The following is a 25,854-nucleotide window of genomic DNA, read 5'->3' on the forward strand; positions in this document are numbered from 1 at the left end:
TCCCTGACGTGCCATTCGTCCCGCGTTCACGCCGGATGTTGAGTCAATCATCCGACGGCAGGAGCATAGGGCCACCACACGTCCAGGAGGTCACCGCCGTGACGACAACCCCCCAGGCGGAGCGCAGGGCGATCCCCCGCGCCCGCCGGGCGGCCAGCACCCCGGCCGCATCCGAACCGTCGGCCGGCCTGCTGCCGCACACCGACCCGGTCCGCCTGCTGGAGCCGGACGGCACGCCGCTGCCGCCCCGCGACGACTACCCGGAGCCGCCGGTCGAGGCACTGCGGGAGATGTACCGGCGGATGGTCGTCGGCCGCCGCTTCGACGTGCAGGCCACCGCGCTGACCAAGCAGGGCCGGCTGGCCGTCTACCCGTCCTCGCGCGGCCAGGAGGCCTGCCAGGTCGGCGCGGTGCTCGCGCTGCGCGACGACGACTGGGTCTTCCCCACCTACCGCGAGTCGATGGCGCTGACCGCCCGGGGCATCGACCCGGTCGAGGTGCTCACCCTGCTGCGCGGCGACTGGCACTGCGGCTACGACCCGACCGTCGTGCACACCGCGCCGCAGTGCACCCCGCTCGCCACCCAGTGCGTGCACGCCGCCGGGCTGGCCTACGGCGAGTCGTACCAGGGGCGGGACACCGTCGCGCTGGCGTTCATCGGCGACGGCGCGACCAGTGAGGGCGACTTCCACGAGGGGGTCAACTTCGCCGCCGTGTTCAAGGCCCCGGTCGTCTACTTCGTGCAGAACAACAAGTACGCGATCAGCGTCCCGCTGTCCCGGCAGACCGCCGCGCCGAGCCTGGCGTACAAGGGCGTCGGGTACGGCGTACCCAGCGAGCAGGTCGACGGCAACGACCCGGTGGCCGTGCTCGCGGTGCTCACCCGCGCGGTCGCGCACGCCCGCGCCGGCAAGGGGCCGTACCTGGTGGAGGCGCACACCTACCGGATGGAGGCGCACACCAACGCCGACGACGCCAGCCGCTACCGGGATCCGGAGGAGGTCGAGCAGTGGCGCGACCGCGACCCGGTCGCCCGGCTGGAGGCGTACCTGCGCCGGCGGGACGCGCTCGACGACGCCGCCGTCGCGGCGATCGCCGAGGAGGCCGAGGCGTACGCCGCCGCGCTGCGCGAGCGGATGAACGCCCAGCCGCAGGTCGACCCGCTCAGCCTCTTCGACCACGTGTACGCGGAGCCGACCCCGCAGCTGGTCGAGCAGCGCGAGCAGGTCCGCGCCGAGCTGGCCGCCGCCCGGGACGACGAGGGGAACGCCTGATGGCCACCATGACCATGGCGAAGGCGCTCAACGCCGCGCTCGCCGACGCGCTGCTGGAGGACGAGCGGGTGGTCGTCTTCGGCGAGGACGTCGGCCAGCTCGGCGGCGTCTTCCGGATCACCGACGGGCTCCAGGCCCGCTTCGGTGACAAGCGCTGCTTCGACACCCCGCTGGCCGAGGCCGGCATCGTCGGGTTCGCCGTCGGCCTGGCCATGTCCGGGCTGCGGCCGGTGGTCGAGATGCAGTTCGACGCGTTCGCTTACCCGGCGTTCGAGCAGATCGCCTCGCACGTGGCGAAGCTGCGCAACCGCACCCGGGGCGCGCTCAGCGTGCCGATCGTCATCCGGGTCCCGTACGCGGGCGGCATCGGCGGGGTGGAGCACCACTGCGACTCCTCCGAGGCGTACTACGCGCACACCCCGGGCCTGAAGGTGGTCACCCCGGCCACCGTGGCCGACGCGTACTCGCTGCTGCGCGAGGCGATCGACGACCCGGACCCGGTCGTGTTCATGGAGCCGAAGAAGCTCTACTTCGGCAGCGGCGAGGTGGAGCTGCCGGCCCGCACCGAGCCGTTCGGCAGGGCCGTCGTGCGTCGCGCCGGCACCGACGCCACGCTGGTCGCGTACGGGCCGGCGGTGCCGGTGGCGCTGGAGGCCGCCGAGGCGGCCCGCGAGGAGGGCTGGGACCTGGAGGTCGTCGACGTGCGCACCATCGTGCCGTTCGACGACGCCACGATCGCCGCCTCGGTCCGCAGGACCGGCCGGTGCGTGGTGATCCAGGAGGCGCAGGGCTTCGCCGGGGTCGGCGCGGAGATCGCCGCCCGGGTGCAGGAGCGCTGCTTCCACGCCCTGCACGCCCCGGTGCTGCGGGTGTCCGGCCTGGACATCCCGTACCCGGCGCCGATGCTGGAGCACACCCACCTGCCCTCGGTGGACCGGGTGCTGGACACCGTGGCCCGGCTCCAGTGGGACGACCAGCCCGACACGCGGTGGGTGGCGGCATGAGCACGGTTGTCGGAACCCGGGACTTCCTCCTGCCGGACCTGGGGGAGGGGCTGAGCGAGGCGGAGATCGTCGAGTGGCGGGTCGCCGTCGGTGACGTGGTCACCGTCGACCAGACCGTGGTCGAGGTGGAGACCGCCAAGGCCGTCGTCGACGTGCCCTGCCCGTACGCCGGCCGGGTCGTGGCCCTGCACGGCGCGGCGGGTGAGGTCCGCCCGGTGGGCCAGCCGCTGATCACCATCGCGTCGCTGGACGGCGCGGCGGAGGACGACCCGCACGCCACCTACCGCGAGGAGGAGCGGGCCGGCTCCGGCAACGTCCTGATCGGGTACGGCACCGGCCACGGCGGCGCGGGCCGGCGGCGTCGCCGCCCCCGCCTGGCGCTCGCCCCGGAGCCCACCGCCGTTGCGGCGGACCGGCCGGCGCCGACGACCGACCGCGCGGACGGGCCGGCGCGGTCCGGCACGCCCGCCGGCTCCGCGACGTCGACCGACCCGGTGGCCGGCAGCGGCGCGCCGGGTCGGCTCACGGAGGCCGCGCCGCTGGTCATCTCGCCGATCGTGCGCCGGCTGGCGAAGGAGCACGGCGTCGACCTGGCGGCGCTGCGCGGCACCGGGCCGGGCGGGGTGATCCGCCGCGCCGACGTGGAGGCCGCCACCGCCGCGCCCGCCGCGCCGGTCGCCGCCGTGCCGGACGCCCCGGCGGCGCACGTCGGGCTCGCCGACGGCGACGTGGTCATTCCGCTGACCGGCATCCGCAAGGCGATCGCCGACAAGCTCTCCCGCAGCCGGCGGGAGATCCCCGAGGTGACCATCTGGGTCGACGTGGACGCCACCGGGCTGCTGGCGACCCGGGCCGCGATCAACGCCGCCACGCCGGACGAGCCGGTCAGCGTGCTGGCCCTGCTGGCCCGGATCTGCCTCAGCGGCCTGCGGAGGTATCCGCAGCTCAACGCGCACGTGGACACCGAGGGGCAGCGGATCGTGCAGTCCGCCGGCGTGCACCTGGGCATCGCCGCGCAGACCGACCGGGGCCTGCTCGTCCCGGTGCTGCGCGACGCCCAGCGGCTCACCACCCGGGAGTTGGCCGCCGCCCTCGCCGAGACCACCACCGCGGCCCGCGCGGGCACCCTGCCGCCGGCCCGGCTGACCGGGGGCACCTTCACCCTGAACAACTACGGGGTGTTCGGGGTGGACGGTTCCACCCCGATCATCAACCACCCGGAGGCGGCGCTGCTCGGCGTCGGTCGCATCGTCGACAAGCCCTGGGTGGTCGACGGGCAGTTGGCGGTCCGCAAGGTCACCCAGCTCAGCCTCACCTTCGACCACCGGGTCTGCGACGGCGGGGTGGCCGGGGGGTTCCTGCGCCACGTGGCCGACTGCGTCGAGCAGCCGGCCCTGCTGGTGGCGAACGTCTGAGCGCCGGCTCCCGGCCCCGTCCACCCCCGGGGCCGGGAGCCGCACCCCCCGTTTCTCCTGCGCCGCACCGGGAAAGCCAGCCCGGTCGTCGAGGGGAGGACACCGATGGTGTCGCCGTACCCGCACGCCGCGGCCGGGGTGCGCCCGTACCCGGTCGCCGGCGCGCCGTTGCTCTGCAACGCCCGTGACCACGGCCTGACCGGCGACGGGACGACCAACGACCAGCCGGCGTTCGCCGCGCTGGTGGACCTGCTCGGCGACGCGTACGCGGCCGACGGCCGGGCCCGGGTGATCTACTGCCCGCCGGGCGTCTACTCGATCCGGGACGCCGGCACCGTGTGGCGGGCCGGGGTCTCGCTGGTCGGGGCGGGACCGGGCGCGACCCGGTTCGTGCTGAGCAACTCGGGCAACCGGGCCGATCCGACCCCGCTGGCCTTCTACACCGCCGCGCTGCACGGCGCGGATCCGGAACGGCACCTGGCGTACTGCACCTTCGCCGACTTCGAGATCGACGGTTCGGGCGTCTCGATGGCCGACTACAACCCGCTGGCGAAGGGTCTCGGCCTGCAGTACGTGGTCCGGGGCGTGTTCCGCAACCTCTACATCCATCACACCGCCGCGACCGGCCTCGGTTGCGACTTCCTCCAGGACAGCCTGATCGACGGGGTGCTGGTGGCCGGCTGCGGCCGGCTGGACAACGGCACCGAGATGGGCGGCGCCGGCATCGGGGTGGGCATCGGTGGCTGGGGCAGCGTGGAGCGGCTCAACATCGTCAACTGCTCGGCGGTCGGCAACGCCACCAACGGCATCTTCCTGGAGTTGCAGGACGCCGACGGGCTGCGCCCGCGCGGCATCCGGATCGTCGGCTGCCACGCCCAGGGCAACCGTTTCGGCATCTCCGACTGGGGCGGGAACGGCCTGATCGTCTCCGCCTGCACGATGACCGGCAACCTGGAGGCCGGCTTCCACGTCTCGGCCAAGGGCACCACCCACTCGGCCGGCCGGGGCGGCATCGTCAGTGACTGCGTGATCGACGGCAACGTGCGCGACGGGATCAGCATCGGCAACACCCCGGGCCCGTACACCATCCGGGGCAACCGGATCAGCGGCAACGGCCGGTACGGCTACCACCAGCGCGACCTGGGCGGCGCGGAGCAGGAGCACGCCCGGGAGATCGTGCTGGAGAGCAACGACTTCTACGGCAACAGCCTCGACGCGATCCGGGTCGACCGGCCGATGGTCGACGCGATCATCGTCAACAACCGGATCCGGGGCAACGGCCGGCAGTGCGGGCCGGCGGCCCGGGGCGGCGGCGACTCGGTGCGCTACAGCGAGCGGGCGGTGGTCGACCGGCGGGCCGGCTGGCAGCACGACGAGCACCGGGGCAAGGTGGTCCGGGTCGGTGACCGGATCGCCGTGGTGGCCGCCAACGACTCCGACACCCTGACCCTCGCGCCGGTGCGCCCGGACGCGTACACCGCCTGGAGCGCCGACACCCCGCAACCGGGCAGCCGGTACGAGCTGCCGGCCGCGCCCCGGACGCGGGCCGGCATCACGGTGAACGCGGCCCTCGACGCGGCCAGCATCCGGGGCAACCGGATCTGGGACGGTCGCGGCACGGCCGCGCAGACCCACGGGCTGTGGATCACCCGGCAGGGCAGTTGCGTGGACTGCCGGGTCGAGGAGAACGACCTCGCCGGCAACGCCCACGGCCCGACCCGGCTGGACACCCCGCCGACAGGTGGCCGCTGGGACCGCAACCACGGCACCGACGAGTGGGACTGAACCGGCCGGGAGGGCGCAGCCGGCCCGGCCGCACGCATTCCGTACGCCGGGGACGAATTGTCGCCGACCGGTTCGAGCAATTCCGCCGAATATGCCACGGCTCCCCGATAGGCGTACAGAATGTGAACCGAGGGGGGAGTGGAAATGGGGTGCGAAATATGGATGTGAGGCAGCGGTTCACGCTGTTCGCGGTGACCGTCGCAGCCGCGCCGTTGCTGGTCGGTGGCTGCACCGCCGACCAGCGGGAGGCCGCGAAGCCGGGCCACGCGAAGCCGGCCGCCGCACCGTCGGTGACGCTGACCCCGGCCGACCGGGCCAAGGACGTGCCGATCAGCGCCGAGGTCGGCGCCGCGGCCAGCGGGGGGAAGGTCACCGCCGTCAAGCTGACCGACGACAAGGGCCGGCCGGTGCCGGCACAGCCACGCGAGGACGGGTCGAGCTGGGTGCCCGCCCGACCGCTGGAGAACAGCCGGACGTACACGGCGGAGGTGACCGTCACCGGCGACTCCGGTCGGACGACCACGCAGAAAACGACGTTCACCACGTCGGCGAAATCCACCAGACCGGCGGTCACCAGTAATCTGTATCTGACGGACAATCAGACGTACGGGACGGCGATGCCGGTGGTGGTCGGATTCGATCCACCCATTCCGAAAGAGGCCCGGGCGGACGTACAACGTCGGTTGTTCGTGAAGACCGACCCGCCGCAGCCGGGCACCTGGTCCTGGGACGCGGACGGCAAGCAGGCCGAGTACCGGGCCCCGGACTTCTGGAAGCCCGGCACGAAGATCAGCGTCCGCAGCGGGCTGGAGGGGCTGCCGATCGGCAAGGAGGCCGTCGGCGACACCGACCACACCGCGACCGCGAAGGTGGGCCGGCAGGTCTCCCTCGACATCGACAACGGCACCAAGCAGATGTCCGTCTACCAGGACGGCAAGCTGATCCGCCGGATCCCGGTGAGCCTGGGCAAGCCGAGCACGCCGAGTTCCAGCGGCACCATGGTGATCATGGAGAAGTTCGACCGGACCACCTTCGACACCCGGGGTGACCCGAACGGCGGGTACGTGGTCGACGTCGACGACGCGCAGCGGCTGACCTGGGGCGGCGAGTTCATCCACTCCGCGCCCTGGTCGGAGGGGGAACAGGGCGCGAACAACACCTCGCACGGCTGCACCAATGTCTCCGCCGAGGCCGCGCACTGGCTGATGGGCATCACGAAGGTGGGCGACCTGGTGACGGTCAAGGGCACCGAGGTGGAGCTCGACCAGGGCAACGGCTTCACCGCCTGGAACGTGAGCTGGGACCAGTTCGCCAAGGGCAGCGCGCTGCCCGTCCCGCCCGGGCTCAAGCCCACGCCCAGCGCCACGCCGCACCCGGGCTCGGTGGCCGGCGGCTCGGCGCCCGCCCCGGCGCCGTCGCGGAGCAACACCGGGGGCTGACGGATCGGGGAGGAACGACCACGGCCGGCCCGCGCGCACCGCGGGCCGGCCGGCCGGTTCAGTCCAGCTCCACCCGGGCCACGCCGGTCGCGGTCAGGCTGCCCAACCAGAGCTGCCGGCCGTGCTGCCGGACCCCGGTGACCATCGGGTACGCGCCGCTCGGCCCGTGCAGCGTGCGCAGCACCCGCCCCGCGCCGTCCACCAGCGCCACCAGCGCGTACCGGCGCGGCTTGGGCTGCACCGCCCCGGGCAGCAGCGCGACGAGCTGGCGGACCCGGGGGTGCGGCAGCAGCTTCTCCATGATCGGCAGCCGGGGGCTGGGCAGCGCGATCCAGTACGTGCCGTCGCCCACCGCCGAGACGTTGTCCGGGTACGCGGGCAGGTCGGTCAGCACGGTGGCCCGGCCGTCCGGCAGGTCGACCCGGAGCAGCCGGTGCGTGGCCGTCTCCACCAGCATCAGCGCCGACTCGTCGGGGGTGAGCGCCACCCCGTTGGGGAAGTAGAGGCCGCTCGCCACCACCTCGGTCCGCCCGGTGCGCCGGTCGTGGGCCAGCACCCGCCCGTTGGGCCGGTGCTCCAGCAGGTCGTGCTTCCAGTGCGACAGCGGGAACCGGTCGGAGCTGTCGGTGAAGTAGACGGTGCCGTCCCGGGCCACCGCGGCGTTGTCGGCCAGGTGCACCGGCGTCGACCCGGTCAGCTCCTCCACCGTCCCGCCGGGGGTGACCCGCAGCAGCCCCCGGTACGCGTCGCAGACCACCAGCCCACCGTCGACCGGGTCGAGCTCGATGCCGAGCGGCCGGCCGCCGGTCTCGGCGAGCAGCGTGGGGCGGGTGCCGGCCGGGGCGTCCACCGGCCACCACCAGATCCGGCCGTCCTCGTCGCCGCTGACCGCCCGCCCCTGCGGGTCGATCAGCACGTCCTCCGGGCCGTGCCCGCCCTCGGGCAGCGGCAGCAGGTCGGCACGGTCGAGCCGGACGTCGGACGGCGCCCACGGACCGTCCAGCGGCGGCGGCACGGTGGCCGGCTCACGCACCGGACGGATCAGCAGCGGCGGACGCGGGCGGGGAACGACCATCGCGCCATTGTTCCCCGCCGATGCCGGTGCAAGGAAGGGCCCCTGTCAACGCCGGGTGCGGGTGGAGGGACCCTTCCGTGCACCGCTCAGGTGACCCGGCGGCGGATCCACCACCGGCCGACGCCGGCCAGCAGGCCGGTCAGCGCCAGGTAGATCGCCAGTTCGCGCCACTGGAACGCCCAGTAGCGCCGGTTCGGCTGGAACGACAGCCGCACGTGCAGGTCCAGCCGGCCCAGGCAGGCCGCCGCGTCGCCGAACGTGCCGGTGGCCCCGGTACGCGGCGGGTCGCGGAAGCAGCGGTCGAACGCCTCGCCCGACAGCGGCCGACCGTCCCGGGTACGCAGCTCGCTGACCTCGCTGACCCAGGCGTCCGGCACGGAGAGCCCCTTGACCACCGGCGCGCCGGTGAGGCTGCCCAGCGCCCGGGCCTCGTTGATCGCCTCGGCGGTCATCGGCCGGGTGACGGTGACCGGCGGCATCAGGTGCGGCCGGAGCACGTTCGGCACCAGGAGCTGCACCAGCGTGAACGCGACGGCGGTCAGCGCCATCGCCGGCAGGGTCCGGCGCACCAGCGCGCCGGTCACCGTGCCGAGCACGAACCCGAAGGCCGCGTACCCGAGCGGCACGACGTTGCGGGCGCCGAACACGATGGTGCCGAAGCGGTCCCCGGCGAGCCGGTCGACCGGGCTGGCCGCCCAGGTGAGCAGCAGGCTCGCCAGGCCGGTGACGGTGACCGCCGCCGACCCCACCACCAGCAGCTTGACCGCGAACCAGCGGGTCCGGGTGACGCTCTGGTTCCAGACCAGCCGGTGGGTGCCGGTCTCCAGCTCCCGGGCCACCAGCGGCGCGCCCCAGAACATGCCCAGCACGGCCGGTACGAGAGCGAGCAGCCCGGCCAGGTACAGCAGCGTGTTCTGGTACCCGCCGAGGAACTGGGCGAGCGCGCCCGCGCAGTCCCCGCCGGTCCGGCACCGGGAGAGGTAGCTCTGCTCGTCGCGCCGGATCGCCACCCCCAGGTACACCAGGTACGCGCCGAGCAGGACCAGCCCGGCCAGGCCGGCGAGGGCCGGCACGCGGAACTGCCGCCAGGTCAGCCGGATCACCGCCGCACCTCCGGCTGCCCCGCCGAGCCGGTCGACGGGCCGGTCGACGGGTCGGCAGACCCGGATCCGGTCGCGGCGGCCCGGCCCAGGTAGCCCAGCACCAGCTCCTCCAGCCCGACCGGCTCCCCGACGCCCGGCAACGGCGGCGTTCCGGCCCCGACCCGGACCAGCACCCGGTCCCGGTCGCCGGCCGCCTCGCGGCGGACCGGCTCCATCCCGGCCGGCAGCCGGTCCAGCTCCCCGCGCGACGCGACCAGCCGGCGGTGCCCGGCCAGCAGGTCGGGTACGTCCCCGGCGAGCTGCACCCGGCCCCCGGCCAGCACCACCAGGTAATCGCAGACCCGGGCCACGTCGCCCAGCAGGTGCGACGAGAGCACCACGCTGGCCCCCAGCTCGGCCACGAACTCCATCAGCTGGTGCAGGAACGCGTCCCGGGCGAGGGGGTCCAGCGCGGCCGCCGGCTCGTCGAGGATCAGCAGCTCGGGACGCTTCCCGGCGGCCACGGTCAGGGCGAGCTGGGCGCGCTGGCCGCCGGAGAGCCGTCCCGCCCGCTGCGCCGGGTGCAGCCCCGCCCGGTCGATCCGTCGTTTCGCCAGCGCCGCGTCCCAGGACGGGTTGAGCCAGCCGCCCATCCGCAGGTGGTCGGCGACGGTCAGGCCGGCGTACACCGGGGTGTCCTGCGCGACGTAGCCGACCCGCGCCAGGTGGGCCGCGTCGGCGGCGGGCCGTTCGCCGAGCACCCGCAGGGTCCCCGCGGTGGGCCGGATCAGGCCGCAGGCGAGCTGGAGCAGGGTGGACTTGCCGGCGCCGTTCGGCCCGACCAGGCCGATCACCCGCCCCTTCGGGATCCGCAGGTCGCAGTGGGACAGGGCGGTACGGCGGCCGTACCGCCGGGTCAGGCCGGTGGCGTGCAGCACCGGTGGGGAGCTCTCGTCGGTCATGCCCCGAGCCTTCGGGACCGGGCCGCCACCGCCATCGGTCCGCGGCACGGTTCCCGCCGGCCGCGACCGTACTTTTGACCGGTTCGACCCGCGCCGGGATTGCCTAGCCTGGCGAACATGGAGAACCGGGACCGGTGGGGCACCACCCTCGACGTCGCGCTGGGGCTGGGCTGCGCCGCCGCCGTCGCCGTCCAGTCGGTCGCCCTGGCGAGCAGTTGGGGCGGCACGTACTGGGTGTTCGGCGCCGCGGTGGGCGGGTCCGTCACGGTGCTGGCCCTGCTCCGGCGGCGGCACCGGGGCGGGACGGCGGTCGCCGGCCTGGTGCTCGCCGCGCTCGCCGTCGGGGTCGCCGCCCTGGCCGGGTTGCCGCACGAACCCGGTCCGGCCACCGCCCTGCCGCTGGCGGTGCTGGTCGCCTCGGCGGTCGGTGCGCTGCCACCCCGGCCGGCCGCCGCGATCGCCGCCGGCGCGCTGGGCGTGGTGCTGGCCGGTGCGGCCGCCGCGATCGGCGGCGCGGGTTCCTGGCCCCGGTCCGGCGCGGCCGCGCTGACCTGGTGGAACGCGGCGGCCTGGCTGGGCGCGGTGGGGATCGGCGGCGGGCGGCGCTGGACGGCGGGCCGCCGCCGCGCGGCCGCCGAGCGGGTCCGCCGCGACGAGCGCCTGGAACTGGCCCGGGAGCTGCACGACGTGGTCGCCCACCACATCACCGGCATCGTGGTGCAGGCCCAGGCCGCGCAGCTGGTCGGCGGTCGCCGCCCGGAGCGGGCCCGACAGTCGCTGGCGGGCATCGAGTCGGCCGGCTCGGAGGCGCTCGCCGCGATGCGCCGCCTGGTCGGCATCCTCCGCGACGACGCCGACGGGGCACCGGCCTCGCCCGGCCCGGAGCAGCTCGCCGAGCTGGTCGCCCGCTTCGAGCGGCACGGCGTGGTGGTCGGGCTGCGCGTCCCGGACCAGGACCCGGGCTGGCCGCCCGAGGTGACCGGCACCGTCTACCGGGTGGTGCGCGAGGCGCTGACCAACGTGGCCCGGCACGCGCCGGACGCGCGCCGGGTGACGGTCGAGGTCGGTGAGCGGGACGGCACGGTCACCGTCGAGGTCACCGACGACGGCCCGGCCCCGCCCACCCGGCGTCCCCGCCGCGCCGGGTACGGCCTGCTCGGGATGCGCGAGCGCGTCGAGGCGCTCGGCGGGACGCTCGCCGCCGGCCCGCGACCCGCCGGTGGCTGGTCGGTCGAGGCCGCGGTGCCGGTGCCGGCGGGGGAACGCCGGTGACCATCCGGGTGCTGCTCGCCGACGACCAGGCGATGGTCCGCGGTGGCCTGCGGATGATCCTGGAGGACCAGCCCGACATCCGGGTGGTGGCCGAGGCGGTGGACGGCGTCGACGCGGTCGAGCAGGCCCGCCGGCTGCGGCCCGACGTCTGCCTGGTCGACATCCGGATGCCCCGGCTCGACGGTCTCCAGGTCACCCGGGCGCTGGCCGGACCGGACGTGGCGGACCCGTTGCGGGTCGTCGTGGTCACCACCTTCGACCTGGACGAGTACGTCCACGGCGCGCTGCGCGGCGGGGCGGTCGGGTTCATCCTCAAGGACGCCGGCCCAGCCCTGCTGGTCGAGGCGGTACGCGCCGCCGACAACGGGGAGGCGCTGGTGTCACCGTCGCTGACGCTGCGGTTGCTGCGCCACCTGAACCCCCCGCCGGGGCCGGCCGACGGCCGGTACCGCCCGGCGCTCTCGGAGCGGGAGCTGGAGGTGGTCCGGGCCATCGCCCGGGGCCGCACCAACCAGGACATCGCGGCGGAGCTGTTCATCTCGCTCAGCACGGTGAAGAGTCACCTGGCCGGCATCCAGCGGAAGCTGGGGGCGCGCAACCGGGTCGAGGTGGCCGCCTGGGCCTGGGAGAACCGGATCGTGACCAGCGGGTGAGGGATCACCCCGAGGTGTCTCGGGGTGACCCGGGACCTTCCCGGATCCCGGTGCGCGACCGGCCGGAACTGTCGGTGCCCCGGAGTAGGTTCGTGGGCATGGAGCAGCGCAGCGACCGGTTCCACGTGGCGGTCGACGTCACCGAGCACCTGGTGACGGTCCGACCGGTCGGTGAGATCGACATCGCCACCGTCGGGTCGTTGCGGGCGGCGCTCTGGGCCGCGCCGGCGCGTCCCGTGCTGCGGGTCGACCTCTCCGGGGTGCGGCTGCTCTCGGCGACCGGGGTGCGTGCGCTGGCCGCCGCGCACCTGCGGGTCCGGGCCCGGGGCGGCGTGCTGGTGCTGGTCGACCCCGACCCGGTGGTCGCCCGGGTGCTGCGGGTCACCGGCCTGCACCGGGTGGTCCGGGTCGAGTTCGGGCCCGGCCCGGTCCCGGCCGGGTGCACGGTGCCGACGCTCGACCTGCTGCCCACCGGCGCCGTGCCGGTGCGCGAGCTCTGCCCGGCCTGACCGGCGTCGGCGTCGGCGCTGGCGTCCGACCTTCCTCGGCACGTGCCTGAGCGTCACCTGCTGCGAGCGTGGTCGGCCACGACCGCGCCCGGGCCGCCGGCGGGTGTCGCCGACGGCCCGGGCGCGTCTGGTGTCGAGCGGTCAGCGCACGCCGAGCAGGTCCACCACGAAGACCAGCGTCTCGTTCGGCTTGATCACGCCACCGGCGCCCCGGGCGCCGTAGCCCAGGTGCGGCGGGATGGTGAGCCGACGCCGGCCGCCCACCTTCATGCCGACCACGCCCTGGTCCCAGCCGGCGATGACCTGACCGCCGCCGAGCGGGAACTCGAACGTCTCGCCACGGTTCCAGGACGCGTCGAACTCCCGGCCGGTCGAGTGGGCCACGCCCACGTAGTGCACGCTGGCCAGCTGGCCGGGACGGGCCTCCGGGCCCTCGCCGACGGTGATGTCCTCGATGACGAGATCGGCGGGCGGCGCGCCCTCGATCGGGCCAACCTCGGGCTTCTGCATGGAACTGGTCTCCTCGGTGCCGACAGTGTGGTCACCGTCGATCCTGCCCGATCGTGACCGGCCGATACGCGTCGGTCCCCGCCGCGGCGTGGCGACGGGGACCGGGCAGGACACGACAGTGGCGGGCGCCGCCTCTCGGTGACGCCCGCCCGGTGGGTACTGCTCTCGTCGACCTCACCTGAGCCAGGGGAGCCGCTGGACGAGGGGGAGCTTCGCCCAGAGCCTGCCGAGGCCGACGGTGTCGCCGGCGTTCACCAGGGCCAGGCCGGCCAGCAGACCCGCGTAGATGAGGTGGTCGTCCATGAAGACGTTGTTCTCGGGGGGCAGCACGACCGTCCACATCATGACCAGGAGCAGTCCGCCGGCGACCGCGGCGATCCGGGTGCCGATGCCCAGCAGCAGGGCGGTGCCGATGGCGAGCAGGCCGAGCATGAACAGCCAGTCCGCCCAGGCCGCGCCGGCGATCCCGTTGTAGAAGCCCTTGAACGGGCCGGCCGCACCGAAGGCCAGGAAGCCCTTGGTGGGGCTGCCGCCGTTGATCCAGGCGTTCTTCGCCGCGGTCTCGTGGCCCAGGCCGAACATCTTGTCCAGGAAGGCCCAGAGGAACGTCCAGCCCAGCGCGAGCCGGAGCCCGGCGAAGACGTACCGGGTGGCCTTCTGCCGGGTGGTCTCGACCTCCCGGGTGGTCTCGGCCGCCGGAGTCATGGTGTTGGCGGTGATCCGCTCGACTGTCGCGGTCATGGTGTCCACGTCCCTTCTGGTTCCTCGCCCCAGTTCCGGTGGCACCTCCATTCCACCTCCGGCCCTCCCCGGCGGGCAGGGCCGACCGGGCCGCTCCGGACCGGGACCTTGGACCCCTCCCGGGCCGGTCCGGACGGCCCGGCCCGTCCGGTCGACCGCCTCTGACCCGGTCGTCCTGCCGCGTCCTACCGTCGCGGTGAGGACCTGGCCGAGGAGGTCGTGATGAGGACGTGGCAGGTGGGCGACGTGATGACCAAGGACGTCGCGACGGTGGGGGAGGAGACTCCGTACCGCCAGATCGTCGACGTGCTGATCCGGCGGAACATCAGCGCCGTGCCGGTGGTGGACTCCTTCGACCGGGTGCTGGGGGTGGTCTCCGAGGCGGACCTGCTGCACAAGGTGGAGCGGGCCGGGCATCCCGACCAGCGCCGGGTCTTCGAGGGGCGGCGCCGGCGTACCGCGCGGGAGAAGGCGGGCGCGCTGGTCGCCCGGGACCTGATGACCGCCCCGGCGGTCACCACCACGGCGCGGGCGGCGCTGCCGGCGGCGGCCCGGCTGATGGACCGCGAGGTCGTCAAGCGGCTGCCGGTCCTGGACGAGCTGGGCCGGCTGGTCGGCATCGTCACCCGCGGTGACCTGCTCCGGGTGCACCTGCGTACCGACGCGGAGATCCGCGAGGACGTGGTGCAGCAGGTACTGCGCCGGGTGCTGGCGGTGCGCGACGGGCTGGTCACCGTCCAGGTCCGCGACGGTGAGGTCACCCTGGACGGGCGGTTGGACCGGCGCAGCGCCGTCGACCTGGCGGGCCGGCTCGCCGGTCAGGTGGCCGGCGTGGTCCAGGTGCACAACGGCGTCGGGTACGACGTGGACGACACCAGCCTGATGGAGCTGGACCCGGTGCACGCCACCCCGGTCGCCTGAGCGCCGGTCCCCGGTCGTGGTCGCGGGCGGCCCCGGCGACGGTGGATGCCACCGCCGTCGGCGGTGACCTGCGATCACCCCGGGGGTGACCCGCGACGATCCCGGCTGCGGCCTCCGGCGACCCCGACGGCTACCCGCGGCCGCCCCGGCGCAGCGCGTCCAGCAGCACCCGTAGCTCCGTCTCGCCCAGGTCGGGCGCGGGTTCCCGCCCCGGCGTGTGGTCGCGCTCCAGGAACACCGAGCGGGCCAGGCCGGTGCCGATCAGCACCAGGGCCAGGACGCTGATCTCCGCCTCGCTCAGGTCGGTCGGCACCTCCCCGCGCCGCGCCGCCCGGGCGACCAGCGCGTCGAGGCGGCCACGCAGGGCCAGGTAGACGTCCTCGTGCAGGATCCGGCGCAGGTCCGCGTCGTGGGTGGCCTGCCCCATCAGGGACAGCAGCGCCGGACCGGCGCTGGAGTCGAGGATCCGCTGCTTGCGGGTCAGCAGCTCACGGACGTCCCCGTCGAGCGAGCCGGTGTCGATGTCGCCCAGTTCGGTCAGCGCGACGTGCCGGGCGACGGCCCCGGCGAGGGCCTGCTTGGACGGCCACCGGCGGTACAGGGAGGCGGTGGAGGCGCCCGCGCGCCGGGCGACGGCCGTCGTGGTGAACGCCGCGTAGCCCGACTCGCTCAGCACCTCGATCGCCGCGTCGATCAGGGCGGCGTCCAGCCGTGGATCGTGGTGACGCCCCCGTGCTCGGGGACCGGTGCCCGTGGTCATACGTCCGATTCTCCCGTACCCGTGGCCGTTGCCGACCTCACAAGACCTCACATGCTAAACGAAAAGCTTCCGTTTCGTATTGGCGTACGCTGGGTCCATGACCACTGCCACCGCCGCCTCCTCGATCCCGGCCACCGTGGCCGCCGCGCGTGGGCGTTTCGAGGCCGGCGTCACCCGGCCGCTGCCCGAGCGCGTCCGTCGGCTGCGGGCGTTGCGCGCGCTGCTCGTCGAGAACGGGCCCGCCCTCGCCGATGCCCTCTTCGCCGACCTGCGCAAGAACACCGCCGAGGCGTACCTGACCGAGATCGACGTCACCGTCGCCGAGATCAACCACACCCTGCGCCACCTGCGGCGCTGGGCGCGGCCCCGCCGGGGTCCGGTCTCCCTGGCGCTGGCCCCGGGGCGGGCCCGCCTGCTCTCCGAGCCGCTCGGCGTGGTGCTGGTGATCGCGCCGTGGAACTACCCGCTGCAACTGCTGCTGTCGCCGCTGGTCGGCGTGCTCGCCGCCGGCAACACGGCGGTCCTCAAGCCCAGCGAGCTGGCCCCCGCCACGTCGTCGCTGATCGCGCGACTGGTGCCGCGCTACCTCGGCGACGGCACCGTCCAGGTGGTGCAGGGCGGCGTTCCGGAGACCACCGAGCTGCTGACCCAGCGCTTCGACCACATCGTGTTCACCGGCAGCGGCACGGTGGGCCGGGTGGTGCTGCGCGCCGCCGCCGAGCACCTCACCCCGGTCACCCTCGAGCTGGGCGGGAAGTCACCCGTCTGGTTCGACGACGACGCGAACATCGCGGCGGTCGCGCGCCGCCTGGCCTGGGCGAAGTTCACCAACGCCGGGCAGACCTGCGTCGCGCCCGACTACGTCATGACCACGCCGGACCGGGTGCCGGCGCTGGTGGCCGCGCTCCGGGACGCGATCGGCGAGCTGTGGGGCACCGACCCGCGGGCCAGCGAGCACTACGGCCGGATCGTCAACGACCGGCAGTTCGACCGCCTCGTCGGCTATCTCGGCGGCGGTGAGGTGGCCGTCGGCGGCGGACACGACCGCGCCGAGCGCTACCTCGCCCCCACCGTGCTCATCCTGCCCGCCGGCGACGCCCCGGTGGTCGGGCCGGACGCCGCCCACCCCGTGCTGCGCGAGGAGATCTTCGGCCCGGTGCTGCCGATCCTGCCCGTAGCCTCGGCGCGGCAAGCCGTCGACGTGGTCACGGCGTGGGACAAGCCCCTCGCCCTCTACGTCTTCAGCGCCTCGCCCCGTACCCGGCGGCTCTTCGAGCAGCACACCTCCTCGGGCGCCGTGGTCCACGACGCCGCCCTCGTGCACGTCGCCGCCACCGGACTGCCCTTCGGCGGGGTCGGGCCGAGCGGGATGGGCGCCTACCACGGGCAGTACTCCTGGCGTACGTTCAGCCACCTCAAGCCGGTGCTGCGCAAGCCGCTGCGCCCCGACACGCTGCGGCTGGCCCAGCCGCCGTTCCGGGAGACCGGGGTACGGCTGGTCCGGCGGCTGCTCCGGCGCGGCTGAGTCGTCGGGTCAGGCCCGCAACGCCGGCTCGGTGGAGGTACGCGTCGTCGGCGCGGGCACCGGCACGACCACCACCGGGCAGCTCGCCTTGCGGACGCACTCCTCGCTGACCGAGCCGAGCACGGTGTGCCGCAGTCGGCTGTTGCCGTGGCTGCCCAGCACCAGCAGATCGGCGGTGCGGGCGGCGGCGGTGAGCACGTCCGGCGCCGGGCCCTCCACCACCTCGCCGGCCACCGGGCAGCCGCCGCCGCTACGCAGCGCCAGCCCGCGCAGCTCGTCGTCGAGCACCTCCACGGCACGCTGCCGCTCGTCCCGCGGTGGGGTGGCGTTGGTCATCGGGCCGACCTCGATCCGGTCCCACCGCCAGGCCACCACCGCCTGCACCGCGCCGCCGCGCGCCGTCGCCTCGCCGACCGCCCAGTCCAGCGCCCGCCGCCCGCCGTCGGAACCGTCGACCCCCACCACGATCAACCGATTGGTCTCCATCGCCGTACTCCTTTCCTCCTGCTCGCAGTCCACACCGCGGGCCGGGGGTCGGGGCAGGCGCGAAGGGCCCGGAGAGGCGGGTCCTTCGCCCGTTACCGGTCGGCCCGCACCGGCCGGGCGAGCTGCCCGGCGAGCAGCGCCGGCGCCTCGGCCAGCGAGGGCCCGTACCAGGTCAGGTGCCGGCCGGAGACCAGCGCCGCCGGTACGCCGGGAAACGCCTCCGGCCCGTCGGCGGCGGTGAACGCGTACGGCTCGTCGGGCAGCACCACCAGCTCGGGGCGGCGGGCCCGCAGCTCGTCCAGGGTGGGACGGGGATAGCGGTCCGGGTGGTCGGCCCACTGGTTGACCACGCCGAGCCGGCGCAGCACGTCACCGGCGAAGGTGTCCGCGCCGAGCACCACCCAGGGTCGACGCCAGACCGGCACCACCGCGGCGCGTGGCGCGGCCGGCGCGGGCGGCCGCGACCAGGCCCGGCGGGCGGCCGACAGCCACGGCGGCTCGCCGGTCACCCCCAGCGCGGCGACCAGCTCGCCGAGCTGGTCCAGCGCCTGCGGCACCGTGCGCGGGAAGGTGACCAGCACCGGTACGCCGGCCGCGCGCAGCGCCTCGGCGTCGGCGCGCCGATTCTCCTCCTCGTTGAGCAGCACCAGGTCCGGTCGGAGCGCGTGCACCCGGTCCAGGTCCGGGTACTTGCTCCCGCCCACCCGGGCGACGTCCAGCCCGGCCGGATGGGTGCACCAGTCGGTCGCCCCGACGAGCACCTCGGGCCGGGTCACGGCGACCGCCTCGGTCAACGACGGCACCAGCGAGACCACCCGCACGGCAGGCCCCCTCTCCTCGTGGCCCATGATCGCGTATCGACGGCCGTCGGTCCGGTGGCCGGGACCGGCGGGCGCGCCCAGAATGAGCGGGTGGCACTCGACCCCGACACCCGGCCCGCGCTTCCGCTCCCCGACTACGGCGTCCCGCCCGCCGAGGCGCTGCCCCGGGTCCGCGAGTTCGCCGACCACCTCGTACGCCGTCGCACCGTCCGCGAGTTCAGCGACCGGCCGCTGCCGCCCGGCGTGCTCGAGGAGGCGCTGCGGGTGGCGTCCTCCGCGCCCAGCGGGGCGAACCGCCAGCCCTGGCGGTTCGTGGTGGTCACCGACCCGGAGCTGAAGCGGCGGTTGCGGGCCGCGGCGGAGGCCGAGGAGCGGGTGTTCTACGAGCGCCGCGCGCCGGAGGAGTGGTTGGCCGCCCTCGCTCCGCTCGGCACCGACGCCAGCAAGCCGTTCCTGGAGACCGCGCCCGCGGTGATCGTGGTCTTCGAGGTCCACCGTGGTCCCCGCTCGCCGCGGCCCTACTACGTCAAGGAGTCGGTGGGCATCGCGGTCGGCTTCCTGCTCGCCGCGCTGCACCGCGCCGGCCTGGCCACCCTCACCCACACGCCCAGCCCGATGCGCTTCCTCAACGAGCTGCTGGACCGGCCGGCGGAGGAGCGCGGCAACCTGATCATCCCGGTCGGCTACCCGGCGGCGGACGCGACCGTGCCGGACCTCGCCCGCAAGCCGCTGACCGAGGTGGTCGTCTGGCGCTGACCGTCAGAAGGTGCCGGCGGCGGCGTGCTCCGGCGCGAAGGTGGCCACCGGTACGCCCTCCCGGACCGCCCACCGCACCGCGTCCCGCACCTGCGCCACCGGCAGCGGCCGCCGGGCGGTGACGGTCAGCGCCGCGTGCACCGCGAAGTCGACGAACGGGTACCCGCGCGCCAGCCCCGCCACCGCGGCGCGCAGCCGCTCCACCACCGCCACCGCCTGCGGCTCGGTCAGCGCCGGCAGGATCAGCAGGAACTCGTTGTCGGCCAGCCGTACCGCCCGGTCGACCGGGCGCAGCACGCCGGTGACCGCCCCGAGGACGGCCTGCCCCTCGCGGGCGGCGCTGCGCCGGCCGAACCGCTCCGGCGCGCCCGCCGGCTCGTCCACCCGTACGCCGACCACCGCGACCGGCAGCGTGCCGGCGGCGGTCACCCCGTCCACGCCGGTCCACCGGCGCAACCCCGGCTCGTCCAGCAGCCCCGTCGGCGCGTCCGCCGGCTCGGGTCGCCGGGCCCGCTCGCCCCGGGCCGCCAGCATCCGGATCGCCGCCTCCGCGCGGGACTCACCCGGCCCGGCCGGGATGTCGCGGACCCGGGCGACGACCTCGTCGAGCCGGGCGCGGGCCACCGCCGGCAACCGCTCGGCCAGCCGTTCCCGCAGCCGGATCACCTCGTGCAGCGCCTCGTCCCGGCGGAAGCCCCAGTGCCCGTCGAAGAGCCGGCCCGCCTCCAGCGTCGCGGCGGGCGCCACGTCGCCCCGGTCGTACGCCACCAGCGTCGCGCCGAAGCGCGGGGTCAGCGCCACCACGCTCCACTCCCGGGCCAGCTCCTCCGCCTCGTCCAGCAGCACCGGGTACGCCCCGGCGGGCAGCTCGGCCGGCGTCGCGCCGACCATCCCGACCACCGTCACCGCGGCCCGGCCGGCGATCCGCTCGTAGACCGCGCGTTCCCGCTCGAAGTACGGCAGCCGCTGGAAGAGGGCCAGCACCACCAGCGGCCCGTCCTCGGCGGTGACCAGGGCCGCCCGTTCGATGGCGTGGGAGACCGCGACGAGGCCGCGCTTGGTCAACCGTTCCGGCGTACGTCCGCTCTGCACCGGCCGAGCGTAGAGGGCGACGCCGCCCGGCGCACCGGCGCGGGCCGCACCCTGGCCTACACTTCGGCCGGTCTGGGCGAGGCGACGGATGGACGGCGATGATGACGAGCACCGGCAGCGTGGCGACCTCCTGGCTGCGTCCGATCACGGCCGGCGGCGTGGCGCCGTTCACCCGGGCCGGGCACCTGGTGCACCCGGCGCGCCGGCTCAGCGAGCTGGTGCAGGGCCGCCCGCCGGGCATCACCGGACACCAGTGGAGCAGCGCCCTGCGGGAGGGCTTCGACCAGGTGGTCTGTGACCCGGACGGCCGACCGCTGCTCGCGGTGCGGTTGGCGCCGCCGGCCGCCGCCGGGTCGGCGGAGCGCCGGGCCGAGCGGATCACCGGCACGGTCTGCGCCGCGGTGGGCCTGCCCGTGCTGCGGGTGGAGTCGGCCACGCTCCGCGCCGACCAGGCCCGCCGCCTGGTCGAGTACGTGCTGGACGCCCGGGCGTGGGCCGCGGGCACCGCCCCGGAGGGGGCCGATGCGGTCGGGTTCCGGGACATCGTCGGCCGGTTGCCGGACGGCCGCCGCGGGCCGGTCAACGACCTCGGCGCGCTGGCCCGGGCCGGGGCCGTCGAGGCGTACGTGGAGCGGCGACTGGCCGACCCGATCCTGCGCGGCCTGCACGTCCGCTGGGCCGAGGGGCCGGCGGAGGGCTGGGCCTGGGTGGAGGTCCGCCCCGGCCGGTGCCTGGTCGAGCGGGTGCAGCTCTTCGCCCAGCGGGTCTCCTGCGGGGTGGACCCGGGCCGGCTCGCCGAGGACCTGGCGGCGGTGGCGGTGGGGGAGCGGCTGCGCGAGCTGGACGTCACCGAGCCGCCGCTGGTCGACCGGGCGGAGCTGGTGGCGGGCATCCGCGCGCTGGCGGCCCGCCGGGCCGAGTTCGAGGGCGGGTTCGCCTTCGACCACCTCTGCGCCGACTGACCCACCACCGGCCGTCCGGGTCCCGGCCGCGCCGCTTCTCGAATTCTCCGATCCGGGGTTGAACCTTCGGTGCCGTCGCTCCGTACCTAAGCGGGAATGGCCACAGATCTTCCCCGCCGTGCCGGCCGGCGCGGCGACGGTGCGGAAAGGGCATCGTCGGTCATCGACGTGCAACCGGAACGTCGCGTGATCCTCACCCCGAATTCCGTCGGTCCGCCGGGGTCACGAGTCAACTACCGGATCGAGAAGGAGAGCAATTCGATGCGCAGGTCCACACGGGCGCGCCGGTCATCCGGTAACGCGCGGAGCAAGCGGCTGCTGGCCGTGGTCGGCACCCTCGCGGTATTCGGCGGAATCGTCGCCGTCACCCAGATCTCGTCCGCCCAGGACCGGCGGACGAACCTTCGTACCGCCTCGGTGGCGTGCACCGCGTCGAGCCCGGGCGCGACCGCGCCGGGTGGCCGGGGCAGCACCACCCGGACCTGGCAGAACGGCCGCTGGGTGCGCAACCACTGGGGTGACGGGCAGATGTCGGCGGCCGAGTGCCAGCAGACCAGGGCCGGCGGGGCCGGCGCCGGTACGCCCGCCGTGGCCTGCCCGGACGTGAAGAGCCGGCTGCCCCAGGTGCCCGACCAGGCGCGCAACGAGGTGGACCGCAACCTCGCCCTGCTCGACAACCAGATCGCCGAGGCCAACCGGCGGCTCGCCGCCGAGGGCAACCGCAACGGGTCGGACTTCGTCAACAACGCGATTCTGCGACCGCTGAAGGACAAGCGGACCGCGGTGCTGAACCGGATCGCCACGGCCATCGGGCGGGTGGCGCAGCGCCCCCAGGGGCTGGACCAGTTGGCCGAGTGCGCCCTGGCCGACAATCCGCAGAACAACGGCGGCCAGAACGGTGGCGGTCAGAACGGTGGCGGCCAGAACGGCGGCCAGCAGAACAACGGCGGCCAGAACGGTGGCAACAACAACGGTGGCAACAACGGCAACGGCCTGGGTGTGCTCGCCAAGGACTGCGGCAACAGCAAACTCCAGGCGCACGACGGTTTCCAGAACGGCAACCGTTGTGTGAGCACCGCTTTCGGTGAGGTCGGCGCGGCGGCCAACAATCCGTCGCTGCTCATCACGCAGTTCCCGAACCAGGTGCGGCGCGACCAGCCGTTCACGCTGCGGGTCACCACCCGCAACCTGGTCCGCGACCGGTTCCTCGCCGCCGGCAAGGGCGGCTACTACGTGGAGAGTTCGCTGCTCAACGACCAGGGTCTGGTCCGCGGCCACTTCCACACCGCCTGCCGGATGCTGAACAGCCTCCGTCAGCCCCCGGCCCCGCAGGACGTACCGGCGTTCTTCGTGGCCACCGAGGACGGTCGGGGCGGTAACCAGCCCGACGACGTGCTCATCCAGATCCCCGGCCTGCCGCAGTCCGGGGTGGCCCAGTGCGCGGTGTGGGCCGGCGACGGCTCGCACCGGATCCCGATGATGGAGCGGGCCAACCAGACGCCCGCCTTCGACGTGGTGCGGATCCAGGTCAACTGAGCGCACCGCGACGGCCGGTGTCGCCCCGGGTCCGCCCGGGCGACGTCCGGCCGTCGGCGTGTCCGGCGCGGGCCGGGTACGCCGACGGCCCGGCGGGGTGGGCCGGTGGTCCGGGGCGCCGACCGGGGAGCCCGACCCGTGGCGACCTTCGCCGGCCGGCGCGTCCTTCGTGAAAATTGTGAACGTGGGAAAAGCCGAGGGGCCACGCCGATTTCTCAGCGTGACCCCGGGGTGCCCGACCGTGATGCGGGAGGGCTCAGCGGTTCTTGTACGCCTCCACCACCGACACCGGGATGCGGCCACGCTCGGAAATTTCGTAGCCGTTCTTCGTGGCCCATTCGCGGATCGCGCGGTTCTGCTCGCGGTCCATTCCGGAGGTGGCCGGCCGGGTGGCCCGGCGCGCCGGGCGGGCCACGTCCACCGGCCCGCGGCCGATTCGCCTGCCAGCGCTGATGTACGGGTCCAGGGCCTTGCGCAGGACACCCGCGTTCTCGTCGGAGACGTCGATCGTGTACGCCACGCCGTCCAGGCTGAACTCGACGGTCCGGTCGGCCTTTCCGCCGTCCAGGTCGTCGGTCAGAACGGTGATTACTTTCCTTGCCATCGCCATTACTCCCTGTGTCGGGCGGGGTGTGGCTAAGAGTTTGACGTATCGCCGGGCAAATTCGCAACAATACCCGCCCTTCGCCATTCGGTGAGTCGGCTAAATCCGTCCTGCGGAATGGGGTCCGGAGTGCGGCGGCCCGGTGGCGACGCCGGAGAGGTGGCGTGGGTCACAACCTGGAACAAGGGGCGCGCTCCGGTACTTGAGCCTGACACGCTCAACTCAACGCGATAGCAGGTGTTCGATGGCAACTCTTCCGGTACTTCCACTGACCGACGCCGTCCTGCTGCCCGGCATGGTCATCCCGGTGACCCTCGACCCGACCACCCAGGCCGCGGTCGACGCGGCCCGCGCCAGCGGCGACAAGACGCTCCTCGCGGTGCCCCGCATCGACGGCGAGTACGGCTCCGTCGGCGTCATCGCGACCATCGAGAAGGTCGGCCGGCTGCCCGACGGCGAACCCGCCGCCGTGGTCCGGGGCCTGGCCCGGGCCCGGATCGGCTCCGGCGTGCCCGGCCCGGGTGCCGCCCTCTGGGTCGAGGCCACCGAACTCGACGAACCCGCCCCGGCCGGGAAGGCCCGGGAGCTCGCCCGCGAGTACCGCGCGCTGATGACCTCGGTCCTGCAGCAGCGCGGCGCCTGGCAGGTCATCGACGCCATGGAGCGGATGACCGACCTGTCCGAGCTGGCCGACGCGGCCGGCTACGCGCCCTGGCTCAGCCTGGCGCAGAAGACCGACCTGCTCGCCGCGCCGGACGTCACCGCCCGGCTGGAGCTGCTGGTCGGCTGGGTGCGGGACCACCTGGCCGAGCAGGAGGTCACCGAGCAGATCAACAGCGACGTGCGGGAAGGGCTGGAGAAGTCGCAGCGGGAGTTCCTGCTGCGCCAGCAGCTCGCCGCGATCCGCAAGGAACTCGGCGAGGACGAGCCGGACGGCTCCGCCGACTACCGCTCCCGGGTCGAGTCCGCCGACCTGCCCGAGAAGGTCCGCGAGGCGGCCCTGCGCGAGGTCGGCAAGCTGGAGCGGGCCAGCGACGCCTCCCCGGAGGCCGGTTGGATCCGGACCTGGCTGGACACCGTCCTCGAGATGCCCTGGAACACGCGTACCGAGGACAACACCGACCTGGCCGCGGCCCGGGCCGTGCTCGACGCCGACCACGCCGGCCTGGCCGACGTGAAGGACCGCATCCTGGAGTACCTGGCGGTGCGCAACCGCCGGGCGGAGCGCAACCTCGGCGTGGTCGGTGGCCGCGGTTCCGGCGCGGTGCTCGCCCTCGGCGGCCCGCCCGGCGTCGGCAAGACCAGCCTCGGCGAGTCGGTGGCGCGGGCCCTGGGCCGTACGTTCGTCCGGGTCTCCCTCGGTGGCGTCCGCGACGAGGCGGAGATCCGCGGGCACCGGCGCACCTACGTCGGCGCGCTGCCCGGCCGGATCGTGCGCGCCCTGCGCGAGGCCGGCTCGATGAACCCGGTGGTGCTCCTCGACGAGGTCGACAAGCTGGCCGTCGGCTACTCCGGCGACCCGGCGGCGGCCCTGCTGGAGGTGCTCGACCCGGCCCAGAACCACACCTTCCGCGACCACTACCTCGAGGTCGACCTCGACCTGTCCGACGTGCTCTTCCTGGCCACCGCGAACGTGGTGGAGGCGATCCCCGGCCCGCTGCTGGACCGGATGGAGCTGGTCACCCTGGACGGTTACACCGAGGACGAGAAGGTCGCCATCGCCCGCGACCACCTGCTGCCCCGGCAGCGGGAGCGGGCCGGCCTGACCGCCGACGAGGTGACCGTCGCCGACGAGGCGCTGGCGCTGATCGCCGGCGAGTACACCCGGGAGGCGGGTGTCCGGCAGCTCGAACGGGCCCTCGCGAAGATCCTGCGCAAGGTCACCGTGGCGCTGGCGGCCGACCCGGCGCCGGTCCGCGTCGACACCGGCAACCTGGCCCGCTACCTGGGCCGGCCGAAGTTCACGCCGGAATCGGCCGAGCGGACGGCGGTGCCCGGCGTGGCCACCGGCCTGGCGGTCACCGGCGCCGGCGGTGACGTGCTCTTCATCGAGGCCAGCAGCATGGAGGGCGAGCCGGGGCTGACCCTGACCGGTCAGCTCGGTGACGTGATGAAGGAGTCGGCGCAGATCGCCCTCTCGTACCTGCGCGCCAACGGGCGACGCCTCGGCATCGACCCGAACGCGTTGGCCGGGCGACGGATCCACGTGCACTTCCCGGCGGGCGCGGTGCCCAAGGACGGCCCGAGCGCCGGCATCACCATGGTGACCGCGCTGGCGTCGCTGGTCACCGGCCGGCCGGTGCGCCCCGAGTTCGGGATGACCGGCGAGGTGACCCTCTCCGGCCGGGTGCTGCCCATCGGGGGCGTGAAGCAGAAGCTGCTCGCCGCCCACCGGGCCGGCCTGACCGAGGTGATCATCCCGAAGCGCAACGAGCCGGACCTGGACGACCTGCCCGCCGAGGTCCGCGCCGCGCTGACCGTGCACACCCTGGCCGACGTCGCCGACGTGCTCGCCCTGGCGCTGCGCCCGGCCGACGTCGACGCGGAGACGCTCGGCGGTCAGTCGCTCACCGCCGCCTGACCGCCCGACCGGGCCCCCTGTCGCCGCCAGGTGCGGGGCAGGGGGCCCGGTCGTGTCGCCGGTGCCGCTCGTTGACCAGTGCGGAGCCC

At 74.7% G+C, this 25,854-nt stretch carries 24 protein-coding genes; 14 read left to right on the forward strand and 10 right to left on the reverse strand.

Features of this window, described 5'->3' with window-relative positions; all coding sequences use genetic code 11:
- Window positions 1–65 precede the first annotated feature (65 nt).
- From pdhA to GA0070611_RS05075, 5 genes are all read left to right on the forward strand, one after another.
- The gene (gene pdhA / locus GA0070611_RS05055) at window positions 66–1,274 is read left to right on the forward strand and encodes a pyruvate dehydrogenase (acetyl-transferring) E1 component subunit alpha (protein ID WP_197675956.1); all 1,209 of its coding nucleotides are present in this window, start codon (window positions 66–68) and stop codon (window positions 1,272–1,274) included.
- Window positions 1,274–2,278 (forward strand): alpha-ketoacid dehydrogenase subunit beta, encoded by a 1,005-nt coding sequence (locus GA0070611_RS05060; protein WP_091658246.1) that lies wholly within the window; start codon window positions 1,274–1,276, stop codon window positions 2,276–2,278. The genes pdhA and GA0070611_RS05060 overlap by 1 nt, the downstream gene beginning before the upstream one ends.
- Window positions 2,263–3,693: a dihydrolipoamide acetyltransferase family protein gene (locus tag GA0070611_RS05065; protein WP_091658248.1), complete on the forward strand. Its 1,431-nt coding sequence runs from the start codon at window positions 2,263–2,265 to the stop codon at window positions 3,691–3,693. Before GA0070611_RS05060 ends, GA0070611_RS05065 begins: the two co-directional genes overlap by 16 nt.
- A 105-nt stretch (window positions 3,694–3,798) precedes the next feature.
- Complete coding sequence (locus GA0070611_RS05070; RefSeq protein WP_091658251.1) at window positions 3,799–5,478, forward strand: right-handed parallel beta-helix repeat-containing protein; 1,680 nt, start codon at window positions 3,799–3,801, stop codon at window positions 5,476–5,478.
- Window positions 5,479–5,636: 158 nt separating this feature from the next.
- Complete coding sequence (locus GA0070611_RS05075) at window positions 5,637–6,917, forward strand: L,D-transpeptidase (protein ID WP_091658254.1); 1,281 nt, start codon at window positions 5,637–5,639, stop codon at window positions 6,915–6,917.
- 58 nt (window positions 6,918–6,975) lie between these two features.
- Here the strand turns inward: GA0070611_RS05075 and GA0070611_RS05080 are convergent, their stop codons facing one another.
- The 3 genes from GA0070611_RS05080 to GA0070611_RS05090 all read right to left on the reverse strand — a co-directional run bounded on the left by GA0070611_RS05080 (window position 6,976) and on the right by GA0070611_RS05090 (window position 10,036).
- Window positions 6,976–7,992 (reverse strand): SMP-30/gluconolactonase/LRE family protein, encoded by a 1,017-nt coding sequence (locus GA0070611_RS05080; RefSeq protein ID WP_091658257.1) that lies wholly within the window; start codon window positions 7,990–7,992, stop codon window positions 6,976–6,978.
- Window positions 7,993–8,078: 86 nt separating this feature from the next.
- Window positions 8,079–9,095 (reverse strand): ABC transporter permease subunit, encoded by a 1,017-nt coding sequence (locus GA0070611_RS05085; RefSeq protein WP_091658260.1) that lies wholly within the window; start codon window positions 9,093–9,095, stop codon window positions 8,079–8,081.
- Complete coding sequence (locus tag GA0070611_RS05090; RefSeq protein WP_091658263.1) at window positions 9,092–10,036, reverse strand: ABC transporter ATP-binding protein; 945 nt, start codon at window positions 10,034–10,036, stop codon at window positions 9,092–9,094. The genes GA0070611_RS05085 and GA0070611_RS05090 overlap by 4 nt, the downstream gene beginning before the upstream one ends.
- Before the next feature lie 117 nt (window positions 10,037–10,153).
- On the opposite strand from GA0070611_RS05090, the gene GA0070611_RS05095 reads away from it, so the two are divergent.
- The 3 genes from GA0070611_RS05095 (at window position 10,154) to GA0070611_RS05105 (ending at window position 12,470) form a co-directional block, all read left to right on the forward strand.
- On the forward strand, window positions 10,154–11,308 hold the full coding sequence (locus tag GA0070611_RS05095; protein ID WP_091658268.1) for a sensor histidine kinase: 1,155 nt from the start codon (window positions 10,154–10,156) through the stop codon (window positions 11,306–11,308).
- Window positions 11,305–11,961 (forward strand): response regulator, encoded by a 657-nt coding sequence (locus tag GA0070611_RS05100; RefSeq protein ID WP_091658271.1) that lies wholly within the window; start codon window positions 11,305–11,307, stop codon window positions 11,959–11,961. The genes GA0070611_RS05095 and GA0070611_RS05100 overlap by 4 nt, the downstream gene beginning before the upstream one ends.
- A gap of 98 nt (window positions 11,962–12,059) precedes the next feature.
- Window positions 12,060–12,470 (forward strand): STAS domain-containing protein, encoded by a 411-nt coding sequence (locus tag GA0070611_RS05105; protein WP_091658274.1) that lies wholly within the window; start codon window positions 12,060–12,062, stop codon window positions 12,468–12,470.
- A 141-nt stretch (window positions 12,471–12,611) separates the two neighbouring features.
- Here the strand turns inward: GA0070611_RS05105 and GA0070611_RS05110 are convergent, their stop codons facing one another.
- Window positions 12,612–12,980 carry an FKBP-type peptidyl-prolyl cis-trans isomerase gene (locus GA0070611_RS05110; protein WP_091658277.1) on the reverse strand — a complete coding sequence of 123 codons (369 nt, stop codon included), beginning with the start codon at window positions 12,978–12,980 and terminating at the stop codon, window positions 12,612–12,614.
- 174 nt (window positions 12,981–13,154) lie between these two features.
- Entirely contained in the window at window positions 13,155–13,685 is a 531-nt protein-coding gene (locus GA0070611_RS05115) for a DoxX family membrane protein (RefSeq protein WP_231921469.1), read from the reverse strand.
- Between the two features lie 258 nt (window positions 13,686–13,943).
- On the opposite strand from GA0070611_RS05115, the gene GA0070611_RS05120 reads away from it, so the two are divergent.
- Complete coding sequence (locus GA0070611_RS05120) at window positions 13,944–14,642, forward strand: CBS domain-containing protein (RefSeq protein ID WP_091658279.1); 699 nt, start codon at window positions 13,944–13,946, stop codon at window positions 14,640–14,642.
- Window positions 14,643–14,772: 130 nt separating this feature from the next.
- Here GA0070611_RS05120 and GA0070611_RS05125 read toward each other — a convergent pair whose 3' ends face one another.
- On the reverse strand, window positions 14,773–15,402 hold the full coding sequence (locus GA0070611_RS05125) for a TetR/AcrR family transcriptional regulator (protein WP_091658282.1): 630 nt from the start codon (window positions 15,400–15,402) through the stop codon (window positions 14,773–14,775).
- Between the two features lie 97 nt (window positions 15,403–15,499).
- On the opposite strand from GA0070611_RS05125, the gene GA0070611_RS05130 reads away from it, so the two are divergent.
- Window positions 15,500–16,927 carry an aldehyde dehydrogenase family protein gene (locus tag GA0070611_RS05130; protein WP_091658284.1) on the forward strand — a complete coding sequence of 476 codons (1,428 nt, stop codon included), beginning with the start codon at window positions 15,500–15,502 and terminating at the stop codon, window positions 16,925–16,927.
- A gap of 9 nt (window positions 16,928–16,936) precedes the next feature.
- Here the strand turns inward: GA0070611_RS05130 and GA0070611_RS05135 are convergent, their stop codons facing one another.
- Together GA0070611_RS05135 and GA0070611_RS05140 are read right to left on the reverse strand one after the other, a co-directional pair.
- On the reverse strand, window positions 16,937–17,413 hold the full coding sequence (locus GA0070611_RS05135; protein WP_091658286.1) for a universal stress protein: 477 nt from the start codon (window positions 17,411–17,413) through the stop codon (window positions 16,937–16,939).
- 92 nt (window positions 17,414–17,505) lie between these two features.
- Complete coding sequence (locus GA0070611_RS05140; protein ID WP_091658289.1) at window positions 17,506–18,234, reverse strand: helical backbone metal receptor; 729 nt, start codon at window positions 18,232–18,234, stop codon at window positions 17,506–17,508.
- 90 nt (window positions 18,235–18,324) lie between these two features.
- Here GA0070611_RS05140 and GA0070611_RS05145 point away from each other — a divergent pair, with 90 nt between their 5' ends.
- Entirely contained in the window at window positions 18,325–18,990 is a 666-nt protein-coding gene (locus GA0070611_RS05145; protein WP_091672497.1) for a nitroreductase family protein, read from the forward strand.
- 3 nt (window positions 18,991–18,993) lie between these two features.
- Here the strand turns inward: GA0070611_RS05145 and GA0070611_RS05150 are convergent, their stop codons facing one another.
- Entirely contained in the window at window positions 18,994–20,082 is a 1,089-nt protein-coding gene (locus GA0070611_RS05150; protein ID WP_091658291.1) for a DICT sensory domain-containing protein, read from the reverse strand.
- A 98-nt stretch (window positions 20,083–20,180) separates the two neighbouring features.
- On the opposite strand from GA0070611_RS05150, the gene GA0070611_RS05155 reads away from it, so the two are divergent.
- Both GA0070611_RS05155 and GA0070611_RS05160 read left to right on the forward strand, forming a co-directional pair.
- Complete coding sequence (locus GA0070611_RS05155) at window positions 20,181–21,044, forward strand: DUF2726 domain-containing protein (protein ID WP_231921327.1); 864 nt, start codon at window positions 20,181–20,183, stop codon at window positions 21,042–21,044.
- Between the two features lie 261 nt (window positions 21,045–21,305).
- A complete protein-coding gene (locus GA0070611_RS05160) occupies window positions 21,306–22,580 on the forward strand; it encodes a hypothetical protein (RefSeq protein WP_167604405.1) in 1,275 nt (424 codons plus the stop codon).
- A gap of 256 nt (window positions 22,581–22,836) precedes the next feature.
- Here the strand turns inward: GA0070611_RS05160 and GA0070611_RS05165 are convergent, their stop codons facing one another.
- Window positions 22,837–23,184, reverse strand: coding sequence for a histone-like nucleoid-structuring protein Lsr2 (locus GA0070611_RS05165; protein ID WP_091672504.1), 348 nt, complete (start codon window positions 23,182–23,184; stop codon window positions 22,837–22,839).
- A 244-nt stretch (window positions 23,185–23,428) separates the two neighbouring features.
- On the opposite strand from GA0070611_RS05165, the gene lon reads away from it, so the two are divergent.
- Window positions 23,429–25,765, forward strand: coding sequence for an endopeptidase La (gene lon / locus GA0070611_RS05170; protein WP_091658293.1), 2,337 nt, complete (start codon window positions 23,429–23,431; stop codon window positions 25,763–25,765).
- Window positions 25,766–25,854 lie beyond the last annotated feature (89 nt).

The sequence above is a fragment of the Micromonospora auratinigra genome (assembly GCF_900089595.1).
Taxonomy (GTDB): Bacteria; Actinomycetota; Actinomycetes; order Mycobacteriales; family Micromonosporaceae; genus Micromonospora; species Micromonospora auratinigra.

What these genes read in the sequence shown, in the direction of transcription:
- GA0070611_RS05060 (WP_091658246.1), top strand. Translation starts at nt 1,274, where the DNA reads ATGGCCACCATGACCATGGCGAAGGCGCTCAACGCCGCGCTCGCCGAC.
- GA0070611_RS05070 (WP_091658251.1), top strand. Translation starts at nt 3,799, where the DNA reads ATGGTGTCGCCGTACCCGCACGCCGCGGCCGGGGTGCGCCCGTACCCG.
- GA0070611_RS05075 (WP_091658254.1), top strand. Translation starts at nt 5,637, where the DNA reads ATGGATGTGAGGCAGCGGTTCACGCTGTTCGCGGTGACCGTCGCAGCC.
- GA0070611_RS05080 (WP_091658257.1), bottom strand. Translation starts at nt 7,992, where the DNA reads ATGGTCGTTCCCCGCCCGCGTCCGCCGCTGCTGATCCGTCCGGTGCGT.
- GA0070611_RS05090 (WP_091658263.1), bottom strand. Translation starts at nt 10,036, where the DNA reads ATGACCGACGAGAGCTCCCCACCGGTGCTGCACGCCACCGGCCTGACC.
- GA0070611_RS05095 (WP_091658268.1), top strand. Translation starts at nt 10,154, where the DNA reads ATGGAGAACCGGGACCGGTGGGGCACCACCCTCGACGTCGCGCTGGGG.
- GA0070611_RS05105 (WP_091658274.1), top strand. Translation starts at nt 12,060, where the DNA reads ATGGAGCAGCGCAGCGACCGGTTCCACGTGGCGGTCGACGTCACCGAG.
- GA0070611_RS05110 (WP_091658277.1), bottom strand. Translation starts at nt 12,980, where the DNA reads ATGCAGAAGCCCGAGGTTGGCCCGATCGAGGGCGCGCCGCCCGCCGAT.
- GA0070611_RS05115 (WP_231921469.1), bottom strand. Translation starts at nt 13,685, where the DNA reads ATGACTCCGGCGGCCGAGACCACCCGGGAGGTCGAGACCACCCGGCAG.
- GA0070611_RS05120 (WP_091658279.1), top strand. Translation starts at nt 13,944, where the DNA reads ATGAGGACGTGGCAGGTGGGCGACGTGATGACCAAGGACGTCGCGACG.
- GA0070611_RS05125 (WP_091658282.1), bottom strand. Translation starts at nt 15,402, where the DNA reads ATGACCACGGGCACCGGTCCCCGAGCACGGGGGCGTCACCACGATCCA.
- GA0070611_RS05130 (WP_091658284.1), top strand. Translation starts at nt 15,500, where the DNA reads ATGACCACTGCCACCGCCGCCTCCTCGATCCCGGCCACCGTGGCCGCC.
- GA0070611_RS05135 (WP_091658286.1), bottom strand. Translation starts at nt 17,413, where the DNA reads ATGGAGACCAATCGGTTGATCGTGGTGGGGGTCGACGGTTCCGACGGC.
- GA0070611_RS05155 (WP_231921327.1), top strand. Translation starts at nt 20,181, where the DNA reads ATGATGACGAGCACCGGCAGCGTGGCGACCTCCTGGCTGCGTCCGATC.
- GA0070611_RS05160 (WP_167604405.1), top strand. Translation starts at nt 21,306, where the DNA reads ATGCGCAGGTCCACACGGGCGCGCCGGTCATCCGGTAACGCGCGGAGC.
- GA0070611_RS05165 (WP_091672504.1), bottom strand. Translation starts at nt 23,184, where the DNA reads ATGGCAAGGAAAGTAATCACCGTTCTGACCGACGACCTGGACGGCGGA.
- lon (WP_091658293.1), top strand. Translation starts at nt 23,429, where the DNA reads ATGGCAACTCTTCCGGTACTTCCACTGACCGACGCCGTCCTGCTGCCC.